This is a genomic window from Vibrio sp. CDRSL-10 TSBA (assembly GCA_039696685.1).
Classification (GTDB): Bacteria; Pseudomonadota; Gammaproteobacteria; order Enterobacterales; family Vibrionaceae; genus Vibrio.
On sequence record CP155565.1, the window covers coordinates 1,001,104 to 1,018,732 of the forward strand.

A 17,629-nucleotide genomic window follows, 5' to 3' on the forward strand; every position below is an offset into this window, starting at 1 on the left:
ATTAATCAGACCTTCGTGCGGTTAAGTTGCGGGCCGGTTGAGAAATCATCTGTGTTACGAAGCGGGGAATTCAGTAACTCGGCCACAGGGTCAGAACAATGATGCGCAGCACCACAGCAAATACCACCATCGCAATGCCGAGGCGATACCATTTGTACTCTGCCACCGTCATCGGAATGCGCTTGTAAAACATAGTCACAACGCCTTTCCAGTCATGACTGCGCTTACCGTACTGAGCAATCCCGGTCAGTACAAATAAAATCCCGGCCACTAAAACGGCTTTTTCAATCCAAAACAGTGTGGTTTCCATACATCCGCCCTTTCCTTACTATTTAGCGTTCAGTGTATTAATAATCGCGCTCTGTGGCTGTAGAAACTATAGTCGAACACTGCCTCTTTCTGTTACTTATCCAGAGCTTCGTCCACGACGCTATCCCCGCTTCAGATGGGGCGCCTGAACCAACAAAAGAGTCAACGTTAAATGAGAGCAATAGAAAAAGAGGCCGAAGCCTCTTTTAATCGAATCACACTTTTTACGCCGTCGCTTACCGCGCTCCGGGCCTTACTGCGCTGAAACCTCCGGCGCTTTCGTAATGCTGTCGCGGTAGGTAAACCACAGATAGGTGACCACAATCGAGAAGAACAGATAAGACAGCGCAAATACGATTGGTGATGTTATCAACTGAGCCGACATGCCCCAGGCAACACCAAGAATGGTCACACTGACTTTAGCCAGTAAGCCGCAAATCAGCAGAAACAGCGCAAGCTCCGGGAAACGGGTGCTACGAAACGCAAACCAGTAGCAACTCCCGACCGCCAGGGCTGCCACTGACAGGCCGAGCATGAAAGAATGCAAATGATCAGCAGACGCTACGCCTGCTGACACCGATGTCATCATGATCACTAACAGCTTTATCATAGGACTACCTCTGCTTTAAAAGCACACTTTCAATAATGGAATCTAATTTTGTGCGCATTTTCGCTGATCTGATTTTTATTGCAAGTACCCGTAAATCGTGAAAATGCGTGCAAAATTCAACCGCCCTGACTTTGTTAAATAGGGGTTAAAAATTAATCACCACTTAAGTAGTAATAGCAGTGCCTGCCAGGCTTACGGAGAGTCTGAGTGTGCGTTTTGATACAAACTTTTAACCGTTGTAAATTTTTGTTTCATTGCTGAAAATGTGACCACAATCCACTCTGTTACACTCCAGCAACCTCAGATTGCGGAAATAAGCCAATACATCAACCGTTACCGAACGGAATGAGTAAAACGGGGGCGGCAAACGGATTAGGACAAAATTTCCCCGCTCCGGGACGCTCTGAGCCTGCACAGTAACAAATAATTACAAAAAGCCGATACGCGGCAAGAAGAGCAAAGAATGCAAGAAAGGCGCTGGTTTTTGACAGCGCCTTTCTTTATCTCTTATGAAAAAACCAGTTTATGAGGTGAGCTGGGGATGGAAAAACCTAGTCGAATGCATCTCTCAAGCAGCATTGGAATAGGTCTCTCTCCCTTTGTATTTCATGCTGCGTTTAAAGCTGCCTTTACCCTTTTTCGCTTTCTCAACTCGCTGTCTGAACAGCGGACTGGTCACAACCGCTTTCAGCGCGTTGTCTTTAATGGTGCCGCGTCCGAACTCGGTGTCTGCACACTGATGTTCGCGAACCGGTTTTACTGAGTGGCTCATTGATACCTCCTTGGGTGACAAATTGATGAGCTGTTTCGCCGCGTATTGTGCGCCTAATTTTTTTAGAGTCAATCACCTACACTGCCAATCAGCGCTCTTTTTTTTGAATTAAATAGATACTCAATTGCACAAAAAGTGTACGCAGAGCAAAAAAATTAATAAAAAGCAAAAAAGCGTCGTGATTGCGTCAAGATTCGATTGACAACCCCCCGGATTACTCTAGACTCACTATCAGCTAGAAATGAAGTTCTTTGTATACACATTGTTTCGTTGGATTACTTGTAAGTCCCGTAGTGTCGTACGCATAGCAATCTACTTTTCCACGCTATCCGCGCCGATGTCGGCGATATTTAAATTTTGATTTAGGATTTACACTATGTCTACTCCAGTTACTGGTACCGTTAAATGGTTCAACGAAACTAAAGGTTTTGGTTTTATCAAGCAAGAAAACGGTCCTGACGTTTTTGCTCACTTCAGCGCAATCCAAGGTGACGGTTTCCGCACTCTTGCTGAAGGTCAAAAAGTTGAGTTCGTAATCACTCAAGGCCAAAAAGGTCCTCAAGCTGAAAGCATCAAAGTTCTGTAATTGAACTGACCAAATATATAGTAGCCAGCTCCCAGAGCTGGCTATTTTCGTTTCTGGGACCTGCAAAATGTCTCCGGCTTCGTTTCTTACGTACATGTTTTATCCGACATCGGTTTTATCTGACGTAAGTATTCTCTGACGTAAGTTCTTCGGGCCTGAGCATTTTCTCTGACGTAAGCATTTTCATGGCAATTAAACCCACTATCTATAAATTCCGCCTTTCCCTGTCGGACATTAACCGTGATCACTACGATACTCTCAACCTCACTGTAGCGTTACACCCGTCTGAAACCAATGAGCGCATGATGGCCCGCGTGATGGCATTCTGTCTCAACGCTCACCCGGACTTACAGTTTACCAAAGGTATCTCAACCACCGCTGAACCGGACATCTGGCAAAAAGATCTGGCTGACCACAACCTGCTGTGGATTGAGCTCGGTGAACCGGATGTAGAGCGTGTTAAAAAAGTGACACGTCAGAGCGCGGTCACCAAGGTATATACCTACCAGGTGAAATCTGACATCTGGTGGCAGCAGAACAAAGGTAAACTCAGTTACCATCAGGCTGAGATCGTGCGCTTCGATCCGGAAGTGATCAGCGCAATGGCGGCCGAGCCAAAACGCACCATGGACTTGTCTGTAATGATCAGTGGCCACTCTCTGTTTGTCGAAGGTGACCTTGGCAGTCATGAACTGACCTTTGATGTGCTGCAGTCACTGCCTGAGTAAACGGCAGGAAAACCCTCTGCTCATGGCGGGGTTTACCAAAAGCAGCAAAAAGGCCCTTCACGGGCCTTTTGTTTGTATATTTTAGCTTTGAATCCGATTACGCCATCAGCGTTGCGTGCGGGCCGAACATCTCATAGTGGATGCGCTCCGGATTGACACCCAACTGGCTCAACTGCGTGACGATATTTTGCATAAACGCAACCGGGCCACACAGGTAGAAATCCCCCTCAGCGAACGGTAATTCAACCTCACTCAGTACCATCTGGCCCTGACGTGACTCGCCCTGCTCGCCTTGCAGATACCAGATATGTTGCTGCCATTGTTGGGTTGCCACCAGCGTTGCGGTTTCATCAACAAAGGAGTGCTGGAACGGCGAATTGCACGCATGCAGATAAGTCACATCCTGTTTACCCTGTTGAGCCAATGTCTGCAGCATCGCCTGCATCGGAGTCGCGCCGACACCTGCAGAGATCAGCACCACCGGACGCTCACGCTCGACATAATGGAAATCGCCCGCCGGAGCGTACAGGTTAACAATATCACCTTCTTGAACTACAGCATGGAGGTGATTCGACACCAGGCCGGCAAACTCGCTCTCAGCGCCTTCACGTTTCACCGAAATACGATAGTCTTGACCATTACTCGCCTGCGACAACGAATACTGACGGATCTCTTTGTATGCCGAGCCTTGCGGCGTTACTTCAATACTGATGTACTGACCTGGCAGGTAATCCAGTACCGGCTCACCATCTTGCGGACTCAGAATAAAGCTAATCACCAGCTCGGATTCAATCCGCTTCTCACTGACCACAAACGGACGGGCATTCTGCCAGCCACCGGCGGCCTGTTTACGCTGCAGGTACAGCTCGCCTTCACGGTCGATAAACACTTTGGCCAGGAACAGATAAGCATCGGTCCAGGCTTGCTCAACTTCAGCAGTAAACGCGTCCGGAGCCAGTTCACGCAGTGTCTCAATCAGGTGGTGACCAACAATCTGGTAATGATCCGGCTGGATGTTGAAGCTGGTATGTTTGTGGGCAATACGCTCCACTGCGCCAGTCAGTGCTTCCAGGCTGTCAATGTGTTTGGCATACGCCGCGATGGCTTCAAACAAAGCCACACTCTGACGGCCTGTTTTTTGGTGCGTCATGTTGAAGATATTCTGCAGCTCAGGATTATGGCTGAACATACGTTGATAAAAATGACGGGTCAGAGCCGGGCCGGCGGATTCAAGCAGTGGAATGGTACTTTTTACAATCGCGATAGTGTGGTCATTGAGCATAAAATGATGTTCCTCATTTTTTGAGATAATGTCAGGCGGGCAGACCACTATGAATGAAAGTGTTGCACGAGACCTGACGTCGATTCTTCTGCAACTGATACTGCAGGTTCAATGCCACTTTCTATCTCATTGAAAAGTATAAATTTGAACAAAATTAAGCCAATAATAAAATGTCAAATTAACTCATTTATTTCATGTCATTTTGACACTACAATATCAAAAAACACCATCGGACATGCTTATGCCGGATTTCTCCATTTCCACCCTGGTCGATATGACCATCGGACTTGCCAGCGGACTCAATGATGAAGACCGCTTTAACCGCCTGCTGGATGCGGTGCGTAAGACCATTCAGTGCGATTGTGTGGCCCTGATGTCACTGCAAAAAGAGACTTTGATCCCGCTCGCGATGCAAGGTCTGACCCGCGACACCATGGGACGCCGTTTTCTGATTTCTGAGCATCCGCGCCTGGAGCAAATCTGTCATTCATCGGCTCCGGTGCGCTTCAATGCCGATTGTCCGCTGCCTGATCCATTCGACGGCCTGCTGCTCGATCATGACGACGATCTGCCGATGCACTCCTGCATGGGCCTGCCTTTGCGCTTTGGTGACAGCCTGCTCGGTGTGCTGACTCTGGACAGCCTGACACCGGATGCCTTTGAACGCATCCCTGAACGCAGCCTGGAAGTATTGTCGGCAATTGCCGCCTCAACCCTGAAAATGGCACTGACCTTTTCCCAGCTTGAAGCACAAGCCAAGCAGACTCAGCTGCGCCTTGAAGAAACTTAACGAAGAGGCCTGGGAAAGAGACGGCAGCGAGCTGATTGGTCAAAGCAGTGCGATGCAGGCGATGAAAAGCGATCTGGATGTGGTTGCCCCCTCCCAGTTCAATATTCTTATCCATGGAGAAACCGGTGTCGGCAAAGAGTTAGTGGCGCGGACCATCCATCACCAGTCAGCACGCCGCCGCCAACCGCTGATCTACGTTAACTGTGCCGCCATTCCGGAAAATCTGGTCGAGAGTGAATTGTTTGGCCATGTCAAAGGTGCCTTTACCGGTGCTGATCGTGATCGTATGGGTAAGTTCGCGCTGGCAAACGGCGGAACGCTGTTCCTTGATGAAATCGGCGAGTTGCCGCTGGCAGCGCAGAGCAAGATTTTGCGTGCGCTGCAAAATAATGAGATTCAGCCGGTCGGCATGGATAAGGTGCAAACCATTGATGTGCGTATTCTGGCTGCCACCAACCGCGATCTGAAACATGAAGTCGAGGCGGGCCGTTTTCGCGCCGACTTATATCACCGTCTGAGTGTATATCCGATTTATGTGCCGCCGCTGCGTGAACGCAACGGGGATATCACGCTGCTCGCTGGCTACCTGCTGGAAATCGCCCGCCGTAAACTCGGTATCGTACAGTTAAAAATCCAGCAGGCGGCATTGCGTTACCTGATTAGCTATAACTGGCCCGGTAACGTGCGCGAGCTGGAACATGTGATTAACCGCGCGGCGCTCAAAGCGCGGGCACGTCATCCGCAGCAGTCTCTGGTCACGGTGAGCAGCGAAGATATCGGACTACTCGAGGGCACCACTGCTGCGCGGATCGAGACGACGCCGGTGCAGGCAGAGCAAGATCTTGCTCTCAATCAGGGGCTGCGTGAGGCCACGGATGAATTTCAGCGTCGCTTGATCAGTGAAGCACTGACTCAGGCAGACTTCAACTGGGCGAAAGCCGGACGTCAGCTGAAAATGGACAGAGCCAACCTCACCCGACTGGCAAAACGCCTGGGCATAGAAGTCACCACAACCCACGATATCAAGCGCCAGTAACGTCTGGTGCCATTGCCCAGAAACACCATTGGCCACAAGCACCAATGTGCAGAAACACCATTACGCAGATACAATAAGGGGGATAATCGCTTATCCCCCTGACGTTATTGTGCACCGCATACTTATTGTGCGAGAGCCGTTACCGCGTAAGAACGGTGACTGCGCTCAGAACGTTCACCGATCCGAAAACGCTTATTGAACTGACACTGGCTGTGGTTCGGACGGCAATGCCACATCAGCCGGCTTGCTAAAGGCCTGTTCATATTCATACATGAAATCGCGCCGAATCAGTTGCTCCAGATCGGTGGCCCGATCGGTCGGACAGAAAATCATCACGTTGACCACCTGCTCGCCGGTCATGGTTGAGGTAATGTCGATATGCGGATCGGCGCTCGGCAGATCGACACCGGCATGCTTTTCAATCATGGCATTATAACGGCGTGCGACATCAATAAAGTGCGCAAAGTGCTCTTCAATCCGGGCATTAAAGGCCGGCAGCAGCGGATACAGATTGACGAAATCCGGCACCACAATACTGAAATTGTGGAATACATAGCGCTTCATGAAATTGAGGTTTTTGACCGGAAAGGTAAAAAACATACTGTTGGGCAAGGTGGCGGTTTTACCAGTGTAATGATAACGCCCGTTCTGCAAATCGATCTCCTGAATCACAGTCGCCATCATGTTGTGTTCGATCACTTCCCCGCTCAGTTTGCCGACTTCAATCCAGTCGCCGATACGAAATGAGCGTGAACTGGCACGCTGTATTGAACCGGTGAAACACAAGATAATCTCTTTCGACGCCACCACAATCGCCACCGCAATTGCCGCAACGGAAAGCGCAAATTCACTGATTTCCGGTTGCCACAAGGCAAACAATATAAACAGGGTCGCCACAAAGGTCCCGTTCTTGGTGCTCGACATCCATTTACGCTGATGCTCGCTGAGAAAAGCGCCATCGCCGCGGATACGTGCCAACGCCACCCGACGCAGCAAAATCATCACCGCCAGAATAATGGCCGAGAATATCAATTTGTGTGTGAGCAGATATTCAACGATAACGTTAAGCTTCTCCATTCCCTAATCCTATCTTGTTACATGACTTGATGAGTAGCCCAACTTATCATCAGCGGTTGCGCCGGGCGTTAACCCAAGCGCCCACTGAAACTGCGGCCTGATAACCGATCCGGCCCCTAAAGCCCGCCGCAGTGACTCTATGCAATCAGTCCATTATTGTGAGTCATAACCTGACTGACAGCTCGCCAGAGTATACCCAATGGCCGCACAAGTGTCGGCTTAGTTACCCGGAATTATGCACTTTATCAAAACACTGCAAGCTTCATGCTCAATATTTATACCCAAACGAGTTGGAGTTGCAGGCAGCTTCAAGCAGGAAAGGGATAAGTGAGGCGAACAGACAGGCGAGGTAAACACATACGCGAGACCAATAATTGAAATGAAAACGCCGCGAAAGAAATGCGCGGCGCTGAGTGATAAGGTCGGAGATCAGCAGGGTTTTGATCTCGTGGCGCGGAGATCAACTGACTGGCACAAACTAAGCCTGGTAACGCTGTGCGGTTTTCTGGGCAAGCTTAACCAGCACTTCAACCGTCTGCTCCATCCCTTCGATGGTAATAAACTCATGAATCCCGTGGAAGTTATAACCGCCGGTAAACAGGTTGGGACACGGCAGGCCCATAAATGAGAGCCGCGCGCCATCGGTACCACCGCGAATCGGCTTGATCAGCGGCTCTACACCGCACTCCTCCATCGCAGCTTGCGCCAGTTCAATAATGTGCGGATGCGGCGCTATCTTCTCTTTCATGTTGGCATAGCAATCGTGAATGATAAGCTCCACCCGGCCTTTTTTCAGCTGACTGTTGAGGGTACTGACGATGTCTTGCATGCACCGTTTGCGTGCTTCCAGCCCTTCGCGTTCAAAATCACGCAACAGATAATCGAGTTCCGACTTTGCGACCGCCATTTTGGCCGCGCCAAGGTGATAAAATCCCTCATAGCCTTCGGTGTGCTCCGGCGTTTCCTGCTCCGGCATCATCAGGATAAAGCGTGCTGCAATCTGCATCGCATTCACCAGCTTGTTTTTCGCCGTGCCGGGATGAACGCAGACCCCGTGACAAATGACCGAGGCGGTCGCGGCATGAAAATTCTCATACTCCAGTTCGCCGACCGGGCCGCCATCAACGGTATAGGCCCACTGCGCGCCAAACTTTTTGACATCAAAATGGTTGGCACCCCGGCCAATCTCCTCATCCGGAGTAAAGGCGACACAGATGTCACCGTGCTGAATCTCCGGATGAGCAATCAGCTCTTCTAACGCGGTGATGATCTCCGCGACACCGGCCTTATCATCCGCACCGAGTAAGGTTTTTCCGTCTGTTGTGATGAGGTTAAAGCCGTGCAAATGGTGCAGTTTCCGGATAGTGGATCGGCGACAACACTTCATCCCCGCGACCGAGGGCAATATCGCCGCCCTGATAATTTTCCACAATTTGCGGCTTGATGTTCTTGCCTGACGCATCCGGCGCCGTGTCCATATGCGCGATAAAGCCAATCGCCGGAACAGCATAATCCACATTCGATTTCAGCTTGGCCATCACGTAACCATGCTCATCGAGCGTCACCTCGCTCAAACCCAGTTCCAGCAACTCATCGTGCAGCATCAGGGCAAATGCTTTTTGACCAGTGGAACTCGGGCAGTGGTGGTTTTTCGGTTTAGATTGAGTGTCATAAGTCACATAGCGCAAAAAACGCCCGACCAGATTTTCCATAGCGAATCTCACTGTCTGTCAAAATACCGTTGAGTAGCTGCCCAACAGGAACCATGCGCTTATACCCGATAGAGTCAGAATGCGGCGCACCAGGTGCACTGGCGTGTGAATGGGTATATACGCAGTCAATTGCAATCCATAGTACGGATTATGTCTGGGTAAGAGTTGCTATAAATCAGGTTTTAGTGGATTAAGTCCATACTATTGATATGGGGAAAGCTGCAGCGTGGCAGAAAAACTCAACTCACAGGCTCAAAAACAAAACGACCCCGCCAAATAACGGAGCCGTTGTATTCATTGCACAGAGCAGATCATCGCCCCTTTACAGAGCGTATATTTACCTGACTCCGCCGCTTACAGCGAAGTGGTGATGGTTTTTATACCGGATCCGGGGTCGGTTCAGGTGCGATATACTCAAAATTCACCACACCCTCTTCACCTGCGGTCAGAGTCACCTCATGCACCTGGTCTGTCGGAGATGGCAGCGGCACCACATCCTGGCCGTTGTACTGAATTGAATCATCACCGGCACCGTTACAGGTGAAGGCGACAGTGTAGTCTCCGGTTGGCAGGAAGCCAAACGAGTAGTTTAACGTCTCGTCTACCGCGGTCGAGGCGTAAGGAGTCACTACGCCTTCCGGTACCGGATTCATCGCATCGAACTCTGGATCGTTTTCATCAACCAGATCACCCAGCTCTGAGCCGGATACCAAACCTTGGTACAGGTACACATAACTGCTGGTATCGACACTGCACGTCTCACCCTCATCCAGCAACGTCTGATCCACCGAGCCTGACAGGCTGACCACATCACTGTTGCTCAGAATGCTGACGCCATGAGGTTTGAGAATATAGCCATTCTGAGTACCGCTATTACCGCGCATCACCAGTGACGAGCGCAGATCAAACTCAATTGTGAATGCCTGAGTCGCTTCGTTGCTGACGGTAAAGCTGCCTAACCGCAGTCGGTTACTTGGCTGTTTCAGATCCTGGGTGCCATCAGCGTCATCAACAAAGTTAACGTTCGACTCACTGCTGATATGCAGGATCAGATTCTGATAGGTACCAACCGGGATTTCTTGATTTGTGATGATTAACGCTGAGTTTGCGCCCTGATAATCGAGCAAATCAATTTGTTCGTAATCTACACTTGGATCATCCGGATTCACATCCAGGAAAATCGACTCACCGTTCTGCTGCACCAACTCAATCTGAGTAAAACCAATCGTCACTGACGAGGCATAATCAACCGGAGCATCAGACACCGCGAAAGAGACCGTTGCGGTCTGGGTCGAACTATCGTCACCACCGCCACCACCACAGGCGGTCAATAAAAGAGCGGCACTGCTCAGTGCCATAAGAGGTAAAGTTTTCATGCTACACCCATTGCTTTGTTTTATCGTTTGTTGATATTCATATCAATTATAGTTGAAGCAATATGTGATTGATGAAAACCGGGCGGATTCTGGCAAGCATCTTACATTATGAAAAAAATTAACAAACCTCTGTCAATACCGCGACCCAATACGTCGTTTAATCGGCGTATTGCCCCCGCCTGTGCGGGTGCAAACCCTCCCTGTCTTAGATTCAGCCGCGTCCTGTGACGCGGCTATTTTTTTCTCTAAAATAGCCAGCCATCTGTTCAGCGCAGCGCCTCCGCTGGTTGACCTAACTTTAAGCCGTGGCTAAACACAACATTCGGCTGCTCATCGCCGGCGTTTCTATCGTGACTTTTTCGCCGTCAGATTCAAACTGCTGACCGCTTAACAGATCAAGCAGAGCCTGCGGCCAGTTCACGTCGACACTCTGGATACGGGCTGATTTGTTTATGATCACCACGCCGCGCTCACCACGACTGAACACCAGCAGATCATCGTTAGCTTCCAGATGGACCATTGGCAGCCCGTGCATTTGATTGTGAAAAGCGATTCTGGCCGCCATTTTTGGATCACACCAGGCATGCTCCCAGCGCGGAGTATCATCTTCCAGCAAAAAGCCGCTGATATTCAGATCGGCGTAAATCAGCGGCACACCGCCATCACGACCAAGGATGTAGCTGTAGGCCAGCGCTTCACGCTGCGGCGACATCACCAAGTCTGAAAACACATCGTTGTTGGGAATATCATGGGTGATGGCAAACGTAATCGCCCGCTCTTTCGAAAGAGCCTCACCAAAACAGTAAGGATCAATGAGCGCTGTCAACGAAACCTTGCGGCTGCAGCGCATTGTAAATGGTCTGAAACAGCGGAAAATCGTATGCACCGAGAGAAGTTTCCTCCAGATAGGGTTGCAGAAACAAACGATATTCTTCATGGGTTGCCCCACCATCGGTAATGATTTCCCCAAAAATGTGCACGTCATGAGTGATATCTTCACTCCAGACCTTCTTCAGGTGCTCAATGGTCATATGTTTGGCGGCATCAATCCGAAACCCCTTCACCCCGAGTTGCTTCATCGCCAGCAGATAGTTTCTCTGCTGCTCTACGACATGAGGATTGTCGCGCAAAGTCGGTAATCCCTGATCATGCGGCCCGCCGGTAATGCGGCCGTTTTGTACCTGCCATTTGTCCTTCCAGTCGAGAATGCCGAACGCTTCAACAAAATCATCCTCTTCAAACAAAGGCTCGGACAGATCGCCGAACAGTCGCTGTTTCTGGTAGTAGCGCGATTTTTTTCGATACGCCTTGATGTCCAGGCTGCTCGGGTATTGCAGATCGAGTCGCTGCTTCGACTCATTGGCCATATGGTTAAAGACCACATCGATATACACCAAGATGCCAAATGAGCTTAGTGTATTGATCATTAAAGTAAAATCTTCGGTATTACCTAACTGGTTGTCAACCAGGCGATAATCCTGTGGCTGATAACGCTGCCACCAAGGCGTACCTGATTTATGTTGATACGATTTCATCGGAGGTGAGACGAGCACCGCTTTGTAGCCAGACTGGCGAATAAGATCTGCCCGCTGAGTGACCAGGCCGTAGGGCCAGTCAAAAGCATGTAAAATGACATCGGTCGGTTGAACACTGTTCATGAGCCAAACTCCTTCTACTCTAGCAAGCGAAGAATACGAAACAAATAAGGCAGCTTGCTAACATTGACGCTGATTATAAATCGACCAAACATAGGTAAATCCCCCTTTGGAGAATAATTTACGGTTGAGAGTCAGGGCGTAGGAAATCCATTTTTCTCCCCTTTGGTTAAAGTTTGACTCACTCCCAAGTTAGAAAAACATGCAAAAGCTATACTTGGTTGCTCAATATTTAGACAAACCTGGAGCCTGACATGCGCACTGTCCGAATTGATATCGTCTCCGACGTTGTCTGCCCCTGGTGCATTATCGGTTATAAGCGCCTGGAGGCGGCGCTTGCTATTCTGTCCGAACAACTGCGGGCGGAGATTCACTGGCACCCCTTTGAGCTCAACCCGACCCTGCCACAAGGCGGAGAAAATCTGCGTGAGCACCTGGCCCGTAAATACGGCACATCGGCCCAATCCAGCATCGCTGCGCGGGACACTTTGCTGCGCTTGGGTGACGAAGTCGGTTTCACTTTTCGGTTTTTTGATGACATGCGTATCTACAACACCCGTAAAGCGCACCAGTTATTACTGTGGGCCAATCAGCATCACAAGCAGGCCGAACTGCAAATGGCGCTATTTGACGCTTACTTTACCCGTGGTCAGGCAATGGATGATGAAGACGTATTACTGGACTTGGCTGAGCAGGTTGGCCTGGAGCGGGTTCAGTGCCAGCAGATCCTGCGTGATGAGTCCTGGGCCAAGACAGTTGCCAATACCGAGCAGCAGTGGCTGCAGGCCGGAATTCAGGCGGTACCGGCAATTATTCTCGATCAGCGCCATCTGATCTCCGGCGCGCAGACCACCGAAAATCTGCTTAGCGTATTGCAGGAAATCAGCAGCAAAGCGCCGACGCATTAGAGCTAATGGTTTGCCGCAAGTGAATGCTTTGCCGTAAACGAATGGTTTCGCGCAAACGAATAGTTTAAAGATAACAAAAAGGCACCTGAATTCAGGTGCCTTTGTTTAAACGTGCTGCGAGGTTTTTAGCGTACGCGAGCAATTCATCTCAAGAGAAGCGTTAGTCTTAAGATAACCGTTAACCTCAAGAAAACAGTTAGCCTCGGCAGAACTGCCAGTCTCGAAAGAAACGCTTGGTTTCAACAGAACAATTAGTGAATCGGTGCGTCACTTTTCGCGAAAAACTTACCGAAATACTGCTCAAGAACTTCCGGCGTCAGTTTGCCTTCTGCTTCCAGTTGTTTCAGTTCCTGCGCAATCGCTTTTTGCTCTTCCAGCGTTGGCAATGGAACTTCTTGTTCTTCGCCCGCTTCCTCAGCCATCAGCTCCAGTTCTTTTTCAAAATCGCTCATCGTGCTTACCTAATAAGATTTTAATTACTAAGCCAGAGTGTACCTAACTCGCCACTCTGATTCTAGAGCTTAAAACTGCCCACCAGCTTATCGAGACGCGCAGACAATTGACTCAGATCGCGACTGGCAGCAGCCAACTCTTCCGCAGTTCCTGTCGTGACTTCATTAATCGCGTTAATTTCTTCAATATTCTGGTTAATGGTGTAGACCACTGTCGACTGCTCTTCGGTCGCGGTCGCCACTTGGGTATTGCGATCCGAAATATCGTTAATCCGTTCAGAAATTGCCACCAGCACTTGCACCGCTTCATCGGAAGATGCGACACTTTCCGACGTCAATGCTTTACCTGCCGTCATGGCTGTTACTGCATTTTTGGCATCACTTTGCAGCTTGTCGATCATCTTCTGAATCTGCTCGGTCGATGAGGCAGTGCGACTGGCCAGGTTGCGGACTTCATCGGCAACCACAGCAAAACCACGTCCCTGCTCACCGGCACGCGCGGCCTCAATCGCAGCATTCAGTGCCAGCAGGTTGGTCTGCTCGGAAACATCACGAATCACATCCAGAATCGAGCCGATCTGCTGCGTCGTCGCAGCCAATTCTTCTACCACCTGACCGGTCTGTTCAATATCGGTTGCAAGGCGGGTAATAGAATCTTTCGAGCGCACCACCACACCTCTTCCTTCCCGGGTATTATCCGATGCCTGGCTGGCGGTATCGGCAGCAGTCGCAGCGTTAGATGCAATCTCTGCAATCGTCGCACCCATCTGGTTGATGGCAGCGACCACCTGAATGGTCTGATCACGCTGCATTTGACTGTTATCATGGGTGGTACTTGCTTTGTCAGATACCGTCTGCGCGGCTTGTTGCAGCGAACTGCTGGTGGACGCCACTTCTTTAATCGAGTGATGAATCTTATCGATAAAGCCGTTAAAACCAGCCGACAACTGAGCGATTTCATCATTGCCGTCAACGATGATGCGCTGGGAAAGGTCGCCGTCCCCCTGACCTAACTCACTAAAGCGCTGTGCCAGTTGACGAATCGGGTTGACGATACTGTTGGCGAGCACAAAACCCAGGCCAATAAACAGCACAGCCACTGCTAAGGTGATCAGCAGCATACGATGAGTCATCTGGTCGAGTTCAGCAAACACTTCATCAACCGGTACATTACCCACCACAAACCAGTCCATAGACGGAATATACAGGCTGGCAACGAATACCGGCTGCCCCTGATAATCAGCATGAATCAGATTAAAACCGGATTGATTAAGCAATTCATCCGCCTGTGCGCCGTATAACGATCGCAGCGTGGCATTCGCCTGCTGTTTTTGACGATGAATCTGTACTTTGCCTTTGGCATCCGCCAGGAAAACAAAGCCGGTCTTCTCAATCTGAAAGCCGTTAAGCAATTTCACCATGTCACCCATCGATTTAGACAGGCCGGACAAACTGTTGCTGGAAAGGTCCTGATAGTTGGCAAACATCTTCACTTCACCGGTAGACGGCTCCTGAAACATGCTTACCATGGCGGACTGACCGGATGAAGTGAAACCAAAAAACCAGCCATCCTGATCTCGGGTCAGCTGACGCAGAAAGCCGTTCTGGTTCCAGTAATAATCGGTTTCCCGGTTCGCAACAGACGCGTCGTTAAGCTGATACTGCTCGACGACATTGTTGAGCTGTTTGACCAATACCGCTTCACTGCCTGGCTCGCGATCGGTTGAGGCGATCGCCTGCTTGATGTACTCGTTATGCGCCAGCTGCTTAGCCGCTTGCAACAAGGTGCTGACTTCACGGTCAATCTGTTCACTGATTTGCGACAGCATGGTGGGTAACTCGACATCAACCAGCTGATGCTGCAAGGCCGCTCGCGACTGACGCTGCGCAATAACACCCATAATGATGGTGGACGCTAACACAGCGAAAGTTATTCCCAACACCACCTTTTGTTTTATCGTTACATTATTGAATTTTAACATTTTCCTCGCCTTAAATGGCTAAAGCTGACTTGAGCATGCTGTTACTCTGGTTATGTAGCATTACCTTGATGGCGCAAGATCTCGATAAATACGTGGACCTTGGTAAACGCTAGATCTTAGTAAACACACTACCCGTGATTATTTATCGGCCAATCTGACTCAGACTTGAGATTCAACTCTTATTTTTATGAAAACAAATGAATCATATATCAAAATTGAATCATAAGTGAGATTTATGCCAAGTAATTTGAGTCTAGTGGATTTCAGATACCCTGCCATAACCGAAGTAAGGAAATAACAGGTGTCAGCTCATGATTGACCTTTAAACTGAGCCCGAATTTGTCTAACAATTGGCCGTTTAGAGGGCTATTTAAAAAATCGTTGGAACTTTTTGTTACAAATCCGGTACTAAATGCCGAATGTAGGCAGAGATTAAAAGCTCGAAGGAGAGTTGAGTTACATGCAGTCACACACTTTTCAAACATTACAGAATTACTTAAATCAACAGGTTATCGGTCAGCAATCCCTGGTTGAGCAACTGCTGGTCGCACTATTGGCTGATGGGCATATCCTGGTAGAAGGTCCGCCGGGGCTGGCGAAAACCAGGGCGGTAAAATCGCTGGCAGACTGCATTGAAGGCGATTTTCATCGCATTCAGTTTACTCCTGATCTGCTGCCTGCCGATCTGACCGGGACTGATATTTATCGTCCTGAAACCGGTGAATTCACCTTTCAGGCCGGGCCGATTTTCAATTCGCTGATCCTGGCCGATGAAATTAACCGCGCGCCGGCCAAAGTTCAGGCCGCGATGCTGGAAGCCATGGCAGAAAAGCAAATCACTGCCGGACGCCAGACCTATCGTCTGCCGGAACTGTTTCTGGTCATGGCGACACAAAACCCGATTGAACAGGAAGGCACCTATCCGCTGCCTGAAGCGCAACTGGACCGTTTTTTGCTGCACCTGGATGTGGACTATCCGGATGCCGAACATGAACTGGCGATTCTGCGTCTAAACCGCGGCGAAGCGAAAGGGACGACTGAAGTCACGCCACCGGTTATCACTCAGGAGCAGATTTTCGCTGCCCGCCAGGAAGTGCTGAATATTCATATGGCGGAGTCCATTGAGCATTACCTGATTCGTCTGGTCATGGCGACTCGTAACCCCGCACAATACGACGCGCAACTGGCGCAGTGGATTGAACTGGGTGTCAGCCCGCGCGCCACCATAGCACTGGATCGTTGTGCGCGAGCGCATGCCTGGTTACAGGGCCGGGATTTTGTCAGCCCGGAAGATGTCCAGAGCATGGTCTTTCCGGTTTCTGCGCCACCGCCTGCTGCTGACGTATCAGGCCCAGGCCGAAGGCGTTCACCCTAATCAGGTGATTGCCCACCTGTTATCTCTGGTAGGCAGCGCGTAGGACATCAGTATGGCAACACATCAGCCTCATCTGCTGCCCGAACATGCCAACGGTGTGACCCTGTGTCTGGAAGAGCTGCTGCCCTACCAGCAACAAACGGTGAAATGGCTGCCTCCGGCGCGTAGCCTGTGGTCACATATGGCCGGCCAGCATCAGGGCCGCCGCCTGGGACGCGGCATGGACTTCGCCGAAGTGCGTCAGTATCAACCGGGCGACGACATCCGTACCATCGACTGGCGGGTCACGGCGCGCACCGGAAAACCGCATACTAAGCTGTTCACCGAAGAGCAGGAAAAGCCGGTGATCCTCTATATCGATCTGAGCCCGTCGATGCAGTTTGGCTCGCGTCTGATGCTCAAATCGGTTCAGGCCGCACACTTTGCCAGCTTGCTGAGCTGGCTGTCGGTGGCGCAAAAAGATCGTATCGGTGCCGTTATCGACCTCGGCCATGAGCAACTGGAAATCAAGCCGACCAGTCGCCGCAAAGGGCCCTTGCAATTGATGGCGAGTCTGGTTGATGCCCAGCAACGCGCGCTGGCACAGGCCCAAAGCGCTTCACCGGCCATGCATACCGCGATGCAAACGCTCAACCGGATGTGTCCGAAAGGCAGCGAGGTCATCATGATCAGCGACTTTGTCCGTTTTGACGACTCATTGCGTCCGCTGTTCAATCAACTCAACCGCCATAACCGTGTCCGCCTGGTGCATATTTTTGACCCGCTGGAGCAGGGCCACACCGCTTTTCGTGGCGTTGAGCGGGTCAGCGATCACCAACAGACGCGCTGGCTCAACTTTTCCGCAAATAGTACCCGGAATGGGATCAAAAAAGCCTTTGAATCTCAAAAAGAAAAACTAAAATCACTCTGCCAGTCTCTGGCGATAGATTATCGTTCACTCTCCTGTGAGCGTCCTTTGCTACAACAATTGTCCGGATAA

Annotated in this window: 12 protein-coding genes and 4 pseudogenes; 6 read left to right on the top strand and 10 right to left on the bottom strand. The window is 50.3% G+C overall.

Annotation, left to right across the window (positions count from 1 at the left end; translation table 11 throughout):
* Positions 1-70: 70 nt before the first annotated feature.
* From ABDK09_04965 to ABDK09_04975, 3 genes are all read right to left on the bottom strand, one after another.
* Positions 71-310 carry a hypothetical protein gene (locus ABDK09_04965; protein XAW87579.1) on the bottom strand — a complete coding sequence of 80 codons (240 nt, stop codon included), beginning with the start codon at positions 308-310 and terminating at the stop codon, positions 71-73.
* Positions 311-562: 252 nt separating this feature from the next.
* Positions 563-916 (bottom strand): NADH:ubiquinone oxidoreductase, encoded by a 354-nt coding sequence (locus ABDK09_04970; protein XAW88465.1) that lies wholly within the window; start codon positions 914-916, stop codon positions 563-565.
* 571 nt (positions 917-1,487) lie between these two features.
* Positions 1,488-1,691, bottom strand: coding sequence for a ribosome alternative rescue factor ArfA (locus tag ABDK09_04975; GenBank protein ID XAW87580.1), 204 nt, complete (start codon positions 1,689-1,691; stop codon positions 1,488-1,490).
* 376 nt (positions 1,692-2,067) lie between these two features.
* On the opposite strand from ABDK09_04975, the gene ABDK09_04980 reads away from it, so the two are divergent.
* The gene (locus ABDK09_04980; protein XAW87581.1) at positions 2,068-2,277 is read left to right on the top strand and encodes a cold-shock protein; all 210 of its coding nucleotides are present in this window, start codon (positions 2,068-2,070) and stop codon (positions 2,275-2,277) included.
* A gap of 185 nt (positions 2,278-2,462) precedes the next feature.
* Positions 2,463-3,005, top strand: a complete 543-nt coding sequence (locus tag ABDK09_04985; protein ID XAW87582.1) for a YaeQ family protein — start codon at positions 2,463-2,465, stop codon at positions 3,003-3,005.
* Positions 3,006-3,102: 97 nt separating this feature from the next.
* On the opposite strand, the gene hmpA is transcribed toward ABDK09_04985, so the two are convergent.
* Positions 3,103-4,287: an NO-inducible flavohemoprotein gene (hmpA, locus tag ABDK09_04990; protein ID XAW87583.1), complete on the bottom strand. Its 1,185-nt coding sequence runs from the start codon at positions 4,285-4,287 to the stop codon at positions 3,103-3,105.
* Positions 4,288-4,528: 241 nt separating this feature from the next.
* Here hmpA and norR point away from each other — a divergent pair.
* Positions 4,529-6,113: pseudogene (gene norR / locus ABDK09_04995) on the top strand (nitric oxide reductase transcriptional regulator NorR).
* 192 nt (positions 6,114-6,305) lie between these two features.
* On the opposite strand, the gene ABDK09_05000 reads toward norR, so the two are convergent.
* The 4 genes and pseudogenes from ABDK09_05000 to ABDK09_05015 form a co-directional block, all read right to left on the bottom strand.
* A complete protein-coding gene (locus ABDK09_05000) occupies positions 6,306-7,190 on the bottom strand; it encodes a mechanosensitive ion channel family protein (GenBank protein ID XAW87584.1) in 885 nt (294 codons plus the stop codon).
* A 478-nt stretch (positions 7,191-7,668) separates the two neighbouring features.
* Positions 7,669-8,902 (bottom strand): annotated as a pseudogene (gene pepT / locus ABDK09_05005) (peptidase T).
* Positions 8,903-9,279: 377 nt separating this feature from the next.
* Positions 9,280-10,278, bottom strand: a complete 999-nt coding sequence (locus tag ABDK09_05010; GenBank protein ID XAW87585.1) for a DUF4382 domain-containing protein — start codon at positions 10,276-10,278, stop codon at positions 9,280-9,282.
* A 298-nt stretch (positions 10,279-10,576) separates the two neighbouring features.
* Positions 10,577-11,936, bottom strand: a pseudogene (locus tag ABDK09_05015) (alpha-amylase family glycosyl hydrolase).
* Between the two features lie 251 nt (positions 11,937-12,187).
* Between ABDK09_05015 and ABDK09_05020 the strand changes: the two are divergent.
* The gene (locus ABDK09_05020; GenBank protein XAW87586.1) at positions 12,188-12,841 is read left to right on the top strand and encodes a DsbA family oxidoreductase; all 654 of its coding nucleotides are present in this window, start codon (positions 12,188-12,190) and stop codon (positions 12,839-12,841) included.
* 251 nt (positions 12,842-13,092) lie between these two features.
* Here ABDK09_05020 and ABDK09_05025 read toward each other — a convergent pair whose 3' ends face one another.
* Both ABDK09_05025 and ABDK09_05030 read right to left on the bottom strand, forming a co-directional pair.
* Complete coding sequence (locus ABDK09_05025) at positions 13,093-13,293, bottom strand: restriction endonuclease subunit S (protein ID XAW87587.1); 201 nt, start codon at positions 13,291-13,293, stop codon at positions 13,093-13,095.
* A 62-nt stretch (positions 13,294-13,355) separates the two neighbouring features.
* Positions 13,356-15,275 (bottom strand): methyl-accepting chemotaxis protein, encoded by a 1,920-nt coding sequence (locus tag ABDK09_05030; protein XAW87588.1) that lies wholly within the window; start codon positions 15,273-15,275, stop codon positions 13,356-13,358.
* 460 nt (positions 15,276-15,735) lie between these two features.
* Between ABDK09_05030 and ABDK09_05035 the strand changes: the two are divergent.
* Together ABDK09_05035 and ABDK09_05040 are read left to right on the top strand one after the other, a co-directional pair.
* Positions 15,736-16,693 (top strand): annotated as a pseudogene (locus ABDK09_05035) (MoxR family ATPase).
* A 9-nt stretch (positions 16,694-16,702) separates the two neighbouring features.
* On the top strand, positions 16,703-17,629 hold the full coding sequence (locus tag ABDK09_05040) for a DUF58 domain-containing protein (GenBank protein XAW87589.1): 927 nt from the start codon (positions 16,703-16,705) through the stop codon (positions 17,627-17,629).